Origin of the sequence: Thermaerobacillus caldiproteolyticus (assembly GCF_015326725.1) — a bacterium.
GTDB classification, from domain to species: domain Bacteria; phylum Bacillota; class Bacilli; order Bacillales; family Anoxybacillaceae; genus Thermaerobacillus; species Thermaerobacillus caldiproteolyticus.
Window position 1 is genome coordinate 1,328,151 of record NZ_CP064060.1, and the last position, 15,504, is coordinate 1,343,654.

The following is a 15,504-nucleotide window of genomic DNA, read 5'->3' on the forward strand; positions in this document are numbered from 1 at the left end:
TTATCGCTCCCTACGATTCAAAAGATTTTCATACAACAATAGCAATTGGGTAAAGCTATCCTCTACCGCTTTTACTTTTTGGTAATCAGCACGTTTCAATAAATAACTGACGGTGGAAATGGGTGATTTGTATCCTAAATGTTTTCCGATTTTTTCATACGTCCATTCGGGAAATTTTTCAATTAATTCGATAACTTGTTTTTGCTTATCCGTCCATTTTCGTTTTGTTGTTACAATAAAATTTAATAATGCGTTAAGTGGTTCATGGGGGACAAGTTCGGCTGAAAAATAAAAGCTTGTTTCAGTCTCAATATCATTCCAAATTTTCGCTTTCTCACCTTTTTCCTTTAGTTGTTTGTCCCTTGCGGCAAATGCATGTAACACAGCGCTTCCATTCATCGTATGAACGTTTATTTCATCCGTTTCCAGTTCGCCAATCCCAATGCCTAAATAAAAGGGACAACGATGGAGCTGTGACTGTTGGAAAATATGGATGATTAGCGAATAGGCATTAGAAAAGTTTTTCATGACGCCAATGAGTTCATCGCCATTCCGAATAGCAAACGGAACAAGCAGGTCATGCTCAAATTGTTTGTTGATTGTCTGTTGGCATTCTTCCAGTGCGTAAATTAAATGGTCTTTCTTCATCCGTTTGGACTGTTTGACATCTGCTGCAAAACAGATTGCTGGTGTTGGTTTCATAATACCCCTCTTTTTGTTGATGTATATATATCAAGTTTTTATCTGTTGTCGAAAAAATATCAACATAATATTTACTGACACAAGGATAGTAAAAATTCGACACATTTTCAACAACAAATTTAGTGTGAACAGGATTCAAGATGCATCAAAGTGCCATGGAAAGAGTTTTTCTCTCCGTTTAACGTGTCCATTTTCTTGACATAAATACTTATGAGAGTATGTCAAGAACATGGACACGTTAAACAGAAAGAATAGCTGAACCTAGGCAATTTTCTTTGGTTAGCGTAGTAAGCGAATTGTCGCAATTCGTTAACTTGTCGCTAACTTGTCGCTTCGTCTTGTAAAAGCCACTGATTGACCAGTGCTTTTTGTATTTTATAACCTTTTGAAATTATTTGATATATTTATTAAAATAAATGCATTGGCTTATCCCCCTCTGAAATTGGTCTATGGAATCTACCTTTTGTCTCTCTAAGTTATTACAATACTTATGAAAGGGGTAAAATGATGAATACTATGCATCGAAAGATGGGAACTTTCGCGCTTACTATGACGGGTCTTGGATCCATCATAGGATCCGGTTGGTTATTTGGTGCTTGGAAGGCCTCCCAAATCGCCGGTCCAGCCGCTATTTTTTCTTGGATTATTGGGATGGTTGTTATCCTATGCATCGCTCTTTCTTATAGTGAATTGGGTACCATGTTTCCCGAAGCCGGGGGAATGGTAAAGTATACACAATATTCTCATGGATCTTTTGCAGGATTTCTTGCTGCTTGGGCAAACTGGATTGCTATTGTTTCCGTCATTCCGGTGGAGGCAATCGCTTCTGTACAATATATGAGCTCGTGGCCATGGGACTGGGCAAAATGGACACATAGTTTAGTAGAAAACGGAATGCTTACGCCAAAAGGTCTTGGTATTGCCTCTGTGTTAATTCTTATTTACTTTTTCCTCAATTACTGGACCGTAAGTTTGTTTGCAAAAGCAAACTCACTTATAACAATATTTAAAATTATCATCCCCGGCGCGACAATTGGTGCACTCTTGTTCGTTGGCTTTCACGGGGAAAACTTTACCTACGGGCACAGTATGGCGCCTTATGGATGGTCAAGTGTGTTGACAGCAGTGGCTACGTCCGGCATTGTGTTCGCGTTTAATGGATTTCAAAGTCCAATTAATATGGCAGGAGAAGCTAAAAAACCAGGCCGATCCATTCCTATTGCAGTAGTGGGTTCTGTTCTGATTGCAACGGTTATATACGTCCTGTTACAGATTGCCTTTATCGGTTCTGTCGATCCTTCCATGCTTGTACACGGTTGGCATCATTTAAACTTTAATTCTCCATTTGCCGACTTAGCAATTGCTTTGAATATAAATTGGCTAGTGATCTTATTATACCTTGATGCTTTTGTTTCTCCTTCCGGTACAGGAATAACCTATACTGCTACAACCGCCCGGATGATATATGGAATGCAAAAGAATGGATATTTGCCGGGTGTTTTAGGTAAACTACATCCTATTTACGGGGTTCCACGTCCAGCTATGTTTTTTAATTTGGCTGTATGTTTTATTTTTTTGTTTTTGTTTAAAGGTTGGGGCGTATTGGCAGAGGTAATTTCCGTTGCTACCCTAATATCTTATATTACGGGGCCTGTTACCGTAATGACATTAAGACGAACAGGAAAGCATCTGTACCGCCCTCTTCGTCTCAAGGGACTGCGTATTATTGCACCATGCGGATTTATCTTTGCTTCTTTAACTCTGTATTGGGCACGTTGGCCGCTTACAGGACAGGTGTTGCTCATTATTATGATCGGGCTTCCTATTTATTTCTATTATCAAGCAAAAATAAAATGGAAGGGATTTCGAAAGAACTTCTTAGCAGGGATTTGGATGGTTATGTACTTGTTATCTATGATGTGTATCTCCTATCTGGGAAGTGAAAAGTTCGGGGGCATAAACATTATCCCATATGGTTGGGATATGATTATTATTGCATGCTTATCCCTTGGGTTCTATGCTTGGGCCGTAAAAAGCGGATTTGAAACAGAATACCTACAAGAAGCTAATAAAGTAAATGAAGAGATGAGAGATGAGAAACAGAGACGTGGTTATGGTGGCTGATTCAAGCCAGAAAGCAACTACTCTCTAATTGTCAGGATATCATGCCAAGATTGTAAGAGGGGGCTATTGATCTATAGGTTGTGACTAATAATGGTACAATTACTTTGGATACTCCAAGGTATGTTGTAAAGAAGAGATGGTGTTCATCAGTCGGCTTTTTCATATAGAACTGCCGATAATCTGGTTTATTTAACCTGCTGGAACAGTAATTTTCTGAAACACCCTCTCGTTACCTCATTCGAGCCATAAGTGACCGGAGTAATATTTCGCTCATCTCCATCACCTTATGTCGCAAAACACGACACAGGGATCGATAAATTACCTATCCCTTATTTCTTTTTTATAGCGTCCGAAAACTCAAAGTTTAGGAATAAAATCCGATGGAGTAACAAATCGAGTCACCATACCAATTCGAGCAAATTGTACGTTTAGACACATTTTGAACACAAAATAACCGGCCCCCTTAGTGTACAGGGGGCCGGCTTGTTTTTTGTCTTCGTCCTGTAGAACTTGTAACTTCCCGTAGTCCGTTCCTACGCTAATCCGTTTTGCTGCGGATAAGCTCCTAGCTTCGTTGGAACAGATTATTTGAAAAAGGGAGTCATCTTCCTCCACTTCCTTGCTCCTTAGTTTCCAAATGCCGTTCTCTTTGAATAAGAAACGTATAGTAAATGACATAGTAAGTAATCAACGTGAACAGAATTTTTTTCATCCCTTAATGGCATCATACCAAATTATTTCATTTTGCAAATAAATAACATAAGAAAAAACTTCCTTTTTTTTCGACGATTTTTAGGTTCCATTTATTCCGTTAGCCAATCTTATTCATACTGTACAAGATAAACGGCAAGCCGGCGAAAGTTTTCACCGGCTTTTAACTATAAATGATATGATGGTTTATAAATCATTCACATGAAGTGAGTTATTCACCAGTCTCAGCAAAACGCTTAATTCTTTCACCAATCTCATCGCGAACACGCTGAAATACAGCCCATTTTTCTTCTTCTGTTCCTTTTGCCTTTGCCGGATCATCAAATCCCCAATGGACGCGTTTCAGATTTGGCGGGGTTACTGGACAATGGTCCGCCGCATGACCGCATAATGTTACTACTAAATCTGCTTTATTTAAAATTTTCGGATCAATGACATCCGATGTCTGGTTCGAAATATCAATCCCTACTTCTTTCATGACTTTTACCGCGTTCGGATTTAATCCATGAGCTTCGATGCCGGCGCTATAAACTTCCCACTCATCGCCAAGATATTTTTTGGCCCATCCTTCTGCCATTTGACTGCGGCAAGAGTTCCCAGTACATAAGAAGTAAATGATTTTCTTTTTCATGTGTATCTACTCCTTTTCTTAGATAATGAGTAACCATATATAAAGTCCAACAAGTGTAATGAATAAGGTTGGAATGGTTAAAATAATCCCGTTTTTAAAGTAGGTTCCCCATGTAATCCTGACTCCTTTTGTTGATAATACATGTAACCAAAGGAGAGTTGCTAAAGAACCGATTGGGGTAATCTTAGGTCCTAAATTGGAACCAATCACATTAGCGTAAATCAATCCTTCACGAATGATACCGGTTGTGTTTGTATTAGCAATCGCTAAAGCATCAATCATCACCGTTGGCATATTATTCATAATCGATGAAAGAATCGCCGCAATGAAGCCCATGGAAATCGTTCCAATGAATAATCCTTGATTGGCAGCTGCTTGAATCACATCGGCTAATACATTGGTCAATCCTACATTTCTTAAACCATAGACAACCACATACATACCGATAGAGAAAAACACTATCGCCCACGGTGCGCCTTTTAATACTTGTTTGACGTGAACAGCCGAGCTTCTTCTTCCGATGAATAAGAAAGACAGCGCTACAACTCCTACAATGAGAGACACAGGAACCTTTGTAAATTCACTGACAAAATAACCGATCAATAAAATGCTTAATACAATCCAAGAAAGCTTAAACAATTTATGGTCTTTAATCGCTTCATTTGGTTTCTTTAAATGCGATGAATCATATTGTTTCGGTATATCTTTTCTAAAATACAGATATAATACTAAAATGCTAGCTCCTAATGAGAAAAAGTTAGGAATAATCATACGTGATGCATACTCAACAAACCCAATGTCAAAATAATCGGAGGATACAATATTCACTAAGTTACTAACTACTAACGGCAACGAAGTCGTATCAGCAATAAAACCACTCGCCAAGATAAAAGGTAACACTTTCTTTTCATCAAACTGTAAGGCTCGCACCATCGCAAGAACAATCGGTGTCAGAATTAGAGCTGCCCCGTCATTGGCAAAAAATGCGGATACTAAGGCTCCTAGAACGGAAACAAAGATGAACATCTTCACTCCGTTCCCATTCGCCACTTTCGCCATATGTAATGCTGCCCATTCGAAAAAGCCAATTTCATCTAAAATTAATGAAATAATAATAATCGCAATAAAAGCAAGGGTCGCATTCCAGACGATGCCTGTCACATCGAGAACATCTTTAAAATCAACTACACCTACTAATAAAGCAAGGAGTGCCCCTCCACATGCAGACCAACCAATGGATAAGTTTTTTGGCTGCCAAATGACAAACACTAAAGTCACGAGGAAAATCAATGCTGCCAGTATGACCGAAAGCAAACTATCACCTCTCCGTTACTCACACGAGATTTTTGTTCCTTTTTTTTCAAGCTCCTTTAATCTTTCTTGCTGGTCTGGAATATGAGCCAAAATATCTTTGATTAATGAATACATTTCATGTTCCTTGTTCATGGAATAAAAGATCCATTGAGCTTTTCTCGTTTCTTTTACTAAACCAGCATCTTTTAACTTGCGAAGATGTTGACTAATGGCAGGTTGACTCATTTGAAAAATTTCAACCAACTCACACACACAACAATCATTATTATCTAATAGTGCCATAATGGTTAGTCTTGTTTTGTCGCCCAATAATTTCAAGACTGTCACGACTTCTTCCACACTTGCAACAACTTGCTTCATTCTATCTCCCCCTTATCCGTCAATCATTAAATAAAAATAATAACAAATAGAATTACCGGAACATAAGAAATAGATGATTCTCTCCCCTCTTATCTTGTAATAAAAGAATATTAGTAACTGATTATATATATAAATTCAGTTTGAAATTCCGACATGTTTAACCAATGCCTATTCTTGTCTATACTGCTCCTAAACAGATGAATCAAAGGAGCGGATGAATGATGAAGAAAAAAGGATTACAAATTACGAACAATCATGGTTGGACCATCGAACGTCTTCAAGAACAGGAACGCAGAATGAAAAATGCGAACATGGCGAAACGAATGGCGGTGATTCGTCTGATTATGCAAGGCTATTTGGGAATCCAAGTCGCTGAGCTGTTGAACATCCATCGTGAAACCGTTTCGATTTACGTTCAAAAGTTTAATCAAGGTGGCATGGATGCGCTATTAGAACGCCATTATGCTCCCGGTAGAAAGCCGTATCTGTCTCCAGACGAAGAACGCGAATTAAGAAAGATGTTGGAAGAAAGCACCCCTGCCAATGAAGGATATGGCATCGAAACCAGCTGGAATACACGAATCATTCAACATGTGTTAGAAGAGAAATTTTCTGTCACCATGTCTCGCGGTGGGATTTGTGATATGCTCCACCGATGGGGATTTCGCTATACACACCCTACGTATACCCTCAAACGGGCGAATCCTCAAAAACAAAAAGAGTTTCAACAAGAAATGGAACTCATAAAAAAAACTTGTCCGACAACACAGTCATAATCTATGAAGATGAAAGTCATATTCGCGACTACCAAGCTCTTCGTACCACATGGAGTGTCAAAGGGCGTCAAAAACAAATCCCTACGTATGGACATCACGCAACGGTTAGCTTATTAGGCGGTGTGAATATCGAAACGGGTGAATTTCTCTGTATGGAAACGGACCAATGTAATGCACAGGCTTTTCTGCAGTTTCTCCAATACACATTGGACCAGTATCCAGATCAACATGTCGTGATGGTCTTGGATAACGCAAAAATTCATCATGCCAAAGTTCTTCAGCCTTTTTTACAGGAGCACGAAGAACAGTTAACTTTTGTATTCTTACCCCCTTATTCGCCGAATTTAAATTTAGTTGAACGAATTTGGGGTTGGCTGAAAGAGAGTGTCATTGCCAATCGGTTTCATCCCAATCGAAAAGAGTTGCGAGAATCGATTGTTTCGTTCTTAGAGTACCTTTCTGAATTTCCAGAAAAAGTGCTCCAACGCATCGGACAGGTGGTTATGTCGGAAAATTAATCTGAATCTATATAATAAAAAACTTATATAATAAGTTCAATGAATAAATTGTAAAGATTTCATCTTTTAAAATTTACAATTCTACTTATGTTATCTAATTCATACTAAAATGTTTCTAGTTGTGTTTGGAGCTTGGTTTATAAACATACATGGGTTTTCTTTTTTATCTGACACTAAAACTGTGAAATCCGGTACATATTCATACAAACAAAACAATATCTTTCGTTCTTAATCGCAGTGAACGTTCTTGATATATGAATCATGAGTAAATCACTCTTATCTCATTTCACGAATGTTGTGCTATGTGATGCTTAATTTGTCCCCACTCTTTTAGTGAGATGAACAGCTTCTGGATAATCCTTTTCCAACCGCTCATGGATATCATCATTTTTTATAATGATTGCTAATGTCAAAGTATACGTTTTTAAAATACAGTCCTGACTCCTCATCAATGCTATAGCCTATTGAAACTTTCGTTTTTGTTAAAGCAATTTTTAAATTTTCCTCTTCATTCCACTTAGTTATCACTTCTATATAAAAAAGATTTTAGTAGAAAAATACTGTTTTTTCTTATTCAACTATCCTGAAAAATAATATTTTCATTCTTCTGATGGTGTCGCAACTATGCGGCATGGTTGTCTCCCATGTAAGAACGAGTCACTTACATTATCAGTTTGGCTACGAGGGATTTTTATGTTCAAGAAAAAATTCCAATCAAAATTTGTTTTTCTAAAATCATAATAGAACTATAGGAGCCCTTCTATAAAAAGGGCTCTTTTTTATATCACTGATTTGTCGACTTGTACATATTATGTAATAAGAAAGAGATTCTACTCTTTCCTAATAAGTCTTGTATATGCATCAAACTTATTAATAGTATATTGCATCTACTAGACAAGAAAGAGGGGGGAAATAAGATGGCAGGTACAAAAACATTTATTAACACTAGTCTAGCAACTTTACAGATCACTCTCTTTATTCGTGAAGGAAATGATCCAATCAATCAAGATGGGACAGTTTCATTTACTCTAAATCCAGAAGAAACACAAACCATTACCTATGGTAATGATCAAAACAGCTTCCTAAACGGGATTTTACTTTTTACGATTTTCCAAGGAGACCTCTACAGCAAAATGCAATTTGTAACCGTAAGTGGAAGTGAACTTGACAACCTTCTCAATACAAACAATGTTATTACGATCACAAAGGAACTAACAGACTACGTAATATCCGGAAACAACAGCGGCTTAGATGCTGTAAATGAGGCCCAAACTATAGCTGAGATGCGTGCTGCTATCGAAGACCCGCAACTGGGGCTAGATCTCACAGCATACAATAGTCTTACAGAGGCACAAAAAGATCAGGTAGCCGGAACGGTGTTAGCTAATAGACCTGTTTCAGGATATCCTACCGTAGCTAGTGTACAAGAGGCGCTCGATGATGCAATTGACCAGATCGTAGATCCTAACAATATATTTGTCCGTGCAGGCTCAGTAGGAGGAGATGGAAGTAGAGCGAATCCATTTGGAACCATTCAACAAGGGATAGCTGCAGTTAATGTTGGAGGCACAGTATATATATTAGAAGGCACCTATCCAATAACATCTCAGATTAACGTCAATAAATCGGGTATTACTTTATTAGGTGAATCCGACCCGCTGCTACTATTACAAGCAAATGTGATTCCTTTATTGGTATCAGCCAACAATGTGACGATCGACGGCTTAACCATGACTAGTGATATTCCATATGCGGTAGAGTTTATTCAAGTGGGAGGAGCCAATGTAAATATTATTAATAATACAATCTACGGTCCACCACAGCCAGGCCCTATGTCAGGATGGGTTGTCAATCGAGCAGTTGTTTCTCAGAACAATGTTTCTAATATATTACTAGAAAATAATACTTTTTATTCACTGAGAACAGGAATGTATATTAACCCGAATACGACAGGAGCGATAAATAACAATGTCGTTTACAACACTAAAGGTGGTTTTTTAGTGGATCGGGCATTCACAACATTTAGTGGTAATTCGTGGGGGATCCCTATAAATGAGTTTGATATCGTTCTGCTAGCTGGAACCACTACAGGACCTCCATACAACTACCTGACTGCATTAAGTGCAGCAAATAATGGTGCGACCATTTCAGATCAAAGATAATTATAAGAGTAACCCATAAAGATTGATAACTATAAATTCCATCAGCACAAATCTAGTTACGTTGAAGAAGATAGAGATTTTTAAACCACTTTATTGTTATTCTTATGTGAAAAGATTAGTTACTGTTCCAAGATATTAAACAACTATTTTTAACACCGTTCGAAAAATTCGAACGGTGTTTATCTGCATTTAAGGCATCCGATACAATGCAACATAAAAATTTATGTCTTTGATAATTATAAAATTCACGTCTATATGCAGAAGTGAAGACAATTCTCATTTATTGTATTATTTTTTAAAGAACGAGATCGTTTCGGTACGGACATCTAAAACTAAAGACAATCCCAAAACAGCAAGTAGATTTGCTTATAATCTATAACGAGTGACAATTTATAGAAAACGCTTCCAAATATTAATCCATTAATAACTGCTGTATGAAAATCTCCATCCGTTCTCCCCTTTTTTTAAGTAGATTTAGGTGGATCAGCCGTTGGATTCGTTTTTACTTTTTCCCATTCTTCTTCCTGAAGTTTTCTCCACAGTATTTTCCCGCTGCTTGTCATCGGGAATTCCTTTCTGAATTCAACATAACGCGGATATTTGTAAGCAGCCATATGCTTTTTCGACCATTCGATAATGTCTTCTTCTCTCACTTTTCCTTCATAACCTTCGTGTAAGATGATAAATGCTTTTACCGTTTCGCCCCTTTTTGGATCAGGAACTCCAACGACACATGCCTGTTGGACAGCTGGATGCTTGTAAAGATAGGACTCTACTTCAGTTGGCCACACTTTGAAACCGGAAGCATTGATCATTCGTTTTACGCGGTCCACAATAAAGAAATAGCCTTCTTCATCGTAACGACCCATATCCCCTGTCCGGAAAAACAATTTGCCATCGAGTTCAATAAAGGCGTTCCGGTTTTCTTCCTCCCTGTTATAATAGCCAACCATCACTTGCGGACCATTGACAACAATTTCTCCGACTTCGCCAACCCCAAGCTCCTGATGCGTTACAGGGTCAATGATACGTGCATCTACATCAAATGTTGGAATACCGAGACATTGCATTTTAGGTCGGTCTGGCGGATTAGTGTGGGTTTGGGCGATCGTTTCGGAAAGTCCATATCCTTCCACAAAGTGTAACCCTGTCAATTGATAAAGCTTTTCTCCCAATGCTTCCGGAAACGTAGCTCCTCCCCCTGAAATAGATGTTAAAGAAGAGAGATCTTCCGGTTTTAATGTTGGATTGGATAAGAAATCGACCAGCATCGTACTGATTGTAACCCAATGGGTGCATTTTTGTGTCTTAATCAGCTCGATAGCCGTATCACGATTCCATCTTGTCATGATGACCATCCGGCTGCCGCTGTAGATTGGCATGTGCATGCTGTGAACCATACCGGTAACATGAAAGAACGGCAATGTCGCTAAATGAACCGTATTAGGTGTAACCCTTGACCAATGATAAGCGCCAACCGTATTTGCTTGAACGGTTCTGTTTGTATGCATACATCCTTTTGGTAGCCCGGTAGTGCCGGAAGTGTAGGGAAGAACGATAAGATCATCAGCATAAGACAAATGCTCTCCAGGTGAATATTTGGCGTTTATCGCATCCATCCATAGAAAATGATTTGACTTGTCAAAGATGATCCGCGGAGCTTCTGCTTCTTTTGGTAAACTTCCTTCAAAATCGGTCCTAATATAATCTGAGTAAGCAGCTATAAGAAGATGATCGAGAGAGGTTGTGTTAAGCAGCGGGGCCACTTTTTCATACAATTCCTGTCCTATAATGGCAGTTCTGATTTCAGCATCTTTTATATAAAACGCTAATTCACTGGTTGTCAGCATGGGATTGATGGGAACAACAACGGCATTGGCTCTCACAATCGCATAGTAAGCGATAATAAACTGTGGAGAATTCTGCATCAATAGTAAAACTCTATCCCCTTTTGATACGCCTAATTTTTGCTGTAAATATCCAGCCAGTGCATGAACCTCATCATCTAGCTGACGGTAACTCATTGTTTGACCATAGTAATAGATTGCCTCATGGTCAGGATAACGATTGGCCGAAACTTTGAGGTTATCGTACATTGAGGTTTGTGGGACTATTAAAGACTTTGTCGTTTTCGGCCAGAATTTATGGTGGAGGGTAAGCATATTAATCACTCCTTCTTTATTCAGATGATGACACCCAATAATCCATTCACTGAATCGAAAAATTATCTGCGAATTTGCAACAGCGTGTTAGCTGGAAGATGTAACCCCCTTTAACATAATTCCGAAAAAAGTCTTCTCCTACTTCAACCCGAAGTAAAGCGGCGGTAGTTTACCTATTTTTTCAAGGAAGGGCATGAAAAGAGAATGCACAATCGGTGCCATGTATCTCTTTCCATGACAAAAAAGTAGCGGCGCTCGTCTTACCGCTTGACACTAACTAAGTTAGTATGATTTATATGAAGCGAATATTTTTTAAATACTTAAATCAAATTTTGCTGGATCTTCACCTAAAAAGGATTAATCTGATTTTTTAATTCCGTTTAATATCAAGTCCACATAGATTTCAGCGAGCTTTTCTTCCGATACTTCTCCCTCAGGATTAAACCAGTAATAACTCCAGTTTGTTATCCCTAAAATTCCAAATGTCAGCATATCTGGGTTAGGATTATTTTTAAATTCTCGTTTTGTTATTCCTTCTTCAATTAACTTTTGGTAATTTTCACGAAATACTCTTCGCTTTGCTTTAATTTCCTGCAAGTGCAACTCATTTAAGTGTCTCATTTCACGGAAGAAAATTCTCGCACTTCTCCGCTGAGTTTTAATGTTATTGATCAGCATATAAACAATATCATATAGCTTTGCTGTACAATCCTTATTAGGATCTTCTAAAATTTGTTCCTGCTGCCTTACGAGATCCTCAATATAGGTCAAACAAATATCTCCTAACAATTCCTCTTTACCTTTGAAATAATAGTAAAATGTTCCTTTTGTCACCCCGATAGATTCGACAATATCTTGTACGGATGTTTCTTTAAAGCCTTTCTGGTCAAATAGTTCAATGCTTGTTTCGATAATTTTTTCCTTCATGTGTTCGTTCCTTTCTGTAGAAGTTTTCATTAATTAAATTACGGCACATTTCAAAGCTCTACTAAAAATTTTAGACGTTGTTCATATAATTTCTTGCCAACTGAACAGTGTTATTGTTCACGTTCAATAATGGTGGCAATCCCCTGTCCTCCTCCAATACAAGCCGTAATCAGAGCATATCTTCCTCCAGAGCGTTTTAATTCGTATACCGCCTTTGTGATAAGGATGGCACCGGTTGCACCGAGCGGGTGCCCATGGGCGATCGCACCGCCGTTCACATTTACCTTTTTCGGATCCATGTTCAGTTCCCTGTCACATGCAATAACTTGCGCGGCGAATGCTTCATTAATTTCAATGATATCGATATCTTCCAAGGAAAGCCCCGCTTTTTTCAGCACTTTTCTTGTCGCCGGAACAGGTCCGATCCCCATAATATTAGGGTCTACACCTGCTACGGCATACTCTCTGACAACGGCTAACGGGGTTAAGCCCAACTCTTCTGCCTTTTCTCTTGACATGATTACCAATGCCGATGCAGCGTCATTTAAACCGGAACTATTCCCGGCTGTAACGGTACCTCCTTCTAGGAAAGCTGGCTGGAGCTTTGACAGTGCTTCCATAGTTGTTTGGGGCCGAGGGTGTTCATCGGTTTTGAATACGATCGGCTCCCCTTTTCTGACTGGAATGGTAATAGGAACAATTTGCTCATTAAACCGGCCTTCCTCCATTGCAGCAGCCATTCTTTGCTGGCTTCTGAACGCAAATTCGTCTTGTTCCTCTCTGCTAATGTTATATTTTTTCACGAGATTTTCCGCCGTAATTCCCATGGGTGGATCGCCAATTTCTTTCGGTGACAGCTGTGACTTCCGGAAACTTGGAGGGGTAGAACTGTATGGTTTTTCCGGACGGTCCATTAAATATGGCGCCCGGCTCATGCTCTCAATCCCTCCAGCTATATAAATATCGCCATCTCCAGCACGAATCGCCTGTGCTGCTAGGTTTACCGCATTGATTCCTGACCCGCACTGCCTATCAACAGTTAATCCTGTAATTTCAATGGACAAACCGGTTTGTAACGCTGTTAATCTTGCAATATTTCCGCCGCCGCTCAAAACATTTCCTAAAATCACATCATCGATCATTTCAGGTCTGACGTTTGCCCGTTGAATTGCTTCTTTTATCACTTCCGCTCCAAATATATGTGCTGGTATAGGCGCAAGCTCACCCCCTTGTCTACCTATTGCGGTACGGACAGCTGAAACAATGACAGCATCTCTCTTCACTGTTTTCCTCGCTCCTTATTTTAAAAATGAATGAAAACAAAATAGTGTGAACCCAGTAACAAAGAGGTTCCTCTTGTCACCGGGCTTTCTTTCACAGCTAAGAAACCTTCCAATGACAAATGCTATTACATTATTTTCGTGCTCATCCCTAAAGTGATTAGTGGATGTCTGATCTGCAGAGAGTTTAATATTGAGAAAACACTACCTCTCCCTTTACCACTTCATTTCCGCTTTGATTCACCGCCAACACGTTAAAACGCAGTTTATTCCCAATTCTTTCTTTCAAAGTTGCTTTTAGTGTAATGACATCGTTAAGAAAAACCATTCCTTTGAACCGGACCGAATAATCCTGTATAAAACCTTCTTCATAATAAGGGGTGAACAGCTTTGAGAGATTTCCCATTGTCCACATTCCGTGTGCAATAATTCCCGGTAAACCGGCTTTTTTTGCTTCTTCATCAATGGTATGAATAGGATTGTAATCCCCGGAAGCTCCGGCATATTTAATTAAGTCCAGCCGAGAAACAGGATTGAGCTGCACCTCTCCTAGTGAATCTCCCACTTGTAATTCTATGAGCTTTTTCACACGATCATCGCCTTTCTTACCGCTTCTGTTATGATGATAGTTTGTGTAGAAGTGAAGATGATTTGACCTGACGGATCTTCCCCGTAGCTTTTTATGACCAAAAATCCTAACTTACCGATGCTTCCTTTTTTCTCATAGTAATCTTCCACTTTCGAGTAACAGATAATTTCTTCTCCTACGAGAAGAGGACGTTCATAATGGAAGATTTGCTCACCGTGAATAAGCCCCTTACTTGGAAGTTTCAATTCATCAATCACGCCGTAATCAAAAACCCTTGGAAATGTTGGAGGAGCGATATTGTTTTTATATCTTGATTTTTTTCCCGTTTCCTCATCCCAATAGATTGGATTCGGATCACCAATCGCTTCCGCGAACTTTTTTACAGCGCTTCTTTCAACAATATTCTTAACCTTATTAGAACATTTTCCAATGTGTTCCGTGAACATGTAATGGTCACCCCGTTTCGCTTAATTTTTTGGGCCTCCAGCTACATATAAGACTTGGCCGTTGATAAAGGAAGATTTCTCGTCTGCAAAGAAGGCAACAGCATGAGCAACGTCGGACGGCTTTCCGCTTCTTCCAACCGGGATTTGTGAAACACTGATATTGATGAGCTCCTCGAATGAAATACCGATTCGTCTTGCCGTTTCTTTTGTCATATCCGTTTCGATAAATCCAGGAGCTACCGCATTAGTAGTAATCCCAAATTTCCCAAGTTCGATGGCAAGTGTTTTTGTAAATCCTTGCAGCCCTGCTTTTGCTGTGGCATAATTGGCCTGACCGCGGTTACCGAGAGCCGACGTGGAAGAAATGTTTATGATGCGGCCATATTGTTTCTCTACCATATATTTTTGGACGGCACGAGCGCAATAAAACGATCCCTTTAAATGAACATCCATCACGGTTTCCCAATCAGAGTCTGTCATTTTAAAGAGCAGGTTATCACGAATCACCCCTGCATTGTTCACGAGAATATCAATCGATCCAAACGTGTCGACTACTTCTTTCGCCACGCTTTCCACTTGGGACGCATCGGTGACATTTGCCACTCTAGAATAAACATCATACCCTTTTGCTTTTAATTCGCTTGTCGTTTGATTCAACGCTTCTTCATTCAAATCGATAATAGCCACTTTTGCTCCTTCTTCTGCAAAGAGCTCAACGATCGCTCTTCCGATTCCGCGGCTTCCGCCTGTTACAAATGCTACTCTTCCTTCAAATCTTCCACCCATTTTCCATTCCTCCTGA

14 protein-coding genes are annotated in these 15,504 nt (G+C 39.2%); 4 read left to right on the top strand and 10 right to left on the bottom strand.

The window, feature by feature from the left end:
* Positions 1-702, bottom strand: coding sequence for a SatD family protein (locus tag ISX45_RS06485; protein WP_181556922.1), 702 nt, complete (start codon positions 700-702; stop codon positions 1-3).
* Between the two features lie 507 nt (positions 703-1,209).
* On the opposite strand from ISX45_RS06485, the gene ISX45_RS06490 reads away from it, so the two are divergent.
* The gene (locus ISX45_RS06490) at positions 1,210-2,826 is read left to right on the top strand and encodes a glutamate/serine transporter AimA (RefSeq protein WP_194520631.1); all 1,617 of its coding nucleotides are present in this window, start codon (positions 1,210-1,212) and stop codon (positions 2,824-2,826) included.
* A gap of 922 nt (positions 2,827-3,748) precedes the next feature.
* On the opposite strand, the gene arsC is transcribed toward ISX45_RS06490, so the two are convergent.
* Genes arsC through ISX45_RS06505 form a run of 3 tightly spaced genes read right to left on the bottom strand, consistent with a single transcriptional unit; the run spans position 3,749 to position 5,842 of the window.
* The gene (gene arsC, locus ISX45_RS06495) at positions 3,749-4,168 is read right to left on the bottom strand and encodes an arsenate reductase (thioredoxin) (protein ID WP_194520308.1); all 420 of its coding nucleotides are present in this window, start codon (positions 4,166-4,168) and stop codon (positions 3,749-3,751) included.
* An 18-nt stretch (positions 4,169-4,186) separates the two neighbouring features.
* Complete coding sequence (locus ISX45_RS06500; protein ID WP_194520309.1) at positions 4,187-5,482, bottom strand: arsenic transporter; 1,296 nt, start codon at positions 5,480-5,482, stop codon at positions 4,187-4,189.
* Between the two features lie 15 nt (positions 5,483-5,497).
* A complete protein-coding gene (locus ISX45_RS06505; protein ID WP_194520310.1) occupies positions 5,498-5,842 on the bottom strand; it encodes an ArsR/SmtB family transcription factor in 345 nt (114 codons plus the stop codon).
* A 218-nt stretch (positions 5,843-6,060) separates the two neighbouring features.
* On the opposite strand from ISX45_RS06505, the gene ISX45_RS19510 reads away from it, so the two are divergent.
* The 3 genes from ISX45_RS19510 to ISX45_RS19520 all read left to right on the top strand — a co-directional run bounded on the left by ISX45_RS19510 (position 6,061) and on the right by ISX45_RS19520 (position 9,298).
* Positions 6,061-6,618 (top strand): helix-turn-helix domain-containing protein, encoded by a 558-nt coding sequence (locus ISX45_RS19510; RefSeq protein ID WP_228485543.1) that lies wholly within the window; start codon positions 6,061-6,063, stop codon positions 6,616-6,618.
* Positions 6,597-7,136, top strand: a complete 540-nt coding sequence (locus ISX45_RS19515) for an IS630 family transposase (RefSeq protein WP_194520495.1) — start codon at positions 6,597-6,599, stop codon at positions 7,134-7,136. Before ISX45_RS19510 ends, ISX45_RS19515 begins: the two co-directional genes overlap by 22 nt.
* Before the next feature lie 917 nt (positions 7,137-8,053).
* Positions 8,054-9,298 carry a right-handed parallel beta-helix repeat-containing protein gene (locus ISX45_RS19520; protein WP_228485649.1) on the top strand — a complete coding sequence of 415 codons (1,245 nt, stop codon included), beginning with the start codon at positions 8,054-8,056 and terminating at the stop codon, positions 9,296-9,298.
* Between the two features lie 464 nt (positions 9,299-9,762).
* On the opposite strand, the gene ISX45_RS06520 is transcribed toward ISX45_RS19520, so the two are convergent.
* The 6 genes from ISX45_RS06520 to ISX45_RS06545 all read right to left on the bottom strand — a co-directional run bounded on the left by ISX45_RS06520 (position 9,763) and on the right by ISX45_RS06545 (position 15,488).
* Complete coding sequence (locus tag ISX45_RS06520; RefSeq protein ID WP_181556917.1) at positions 9,763-11,460, bottom strand: long-chain fatty acid--CoA ligase; 1,698 nt, start codon at positions 11,458-11,460, stop codon at positions 9,763-9,765.
* A gap of 357 nt (positions 11,461-11,817) precedes the next feature.
* Positions 11,818-12,387 (bottom strand): TetR/AcrR family transcriptional regulator, encoded by a 570-nt coding sequence (locus tag ISX45_RS06525; protein WP_181556916.1) that lies wholly within the window; start codon positions 12,385-12,387, stop codon positions 11,818-11,820.
* Between the two features lie 110 nt (positions 12,388-12,497).
* Positions 12,498-13,670, bottom strand: a complete 1,173-nt coding sequence (locus ISX45_RS06530; protein ID WP_194520311.1) for a thiolase family protein — start codon at positions 13,668-13,670, stop codon at positions 12,498-12,500.
* A 184-nt stretch (positions 13,671-13,854) separates the two neighbouring features.
* On the bottom strand, positions 13,855-14,256 hold the full coding sequence (locus tag ISX45_RS06535) for a MaoC family dehydratase (protein WP_194520312.1): 402 nt from the start codon (positions 14,254-14,256) through the stop codon (positions 13,855-13,857).
* Complete coding sequence (locus ISX45_RS06540; RefSeq protein ID WP_194520313.1) at positions 14,253-14,702, bottom strand: MaoC family dehydratase N-terminal domain-containing protein; 450 nt, start codon at positions 14,700-14,702, stop codon at positions 14,253-14,255. The genes ISX45_RS06535 and ISX45_RS06540 overlap by 4 nt, the downstream gene beginning before the upstream one ends.
* Positions 14,703-14,723: 21 nt before the next feature.
* Positions 14,724-15,488 (bottom strand): beta-ketoacyl-ACP reductase, encoded by a 765-nt coding sequence (locus ISX45_RS06545; RefSeq protein ID WP_181556912.1) that lies wholly within the window; start codon positions 15,486-15,488, stop codon positions 14,724-14,726.
* Positions 15,489-15,504: the final 16 nt, after the last annotated feature.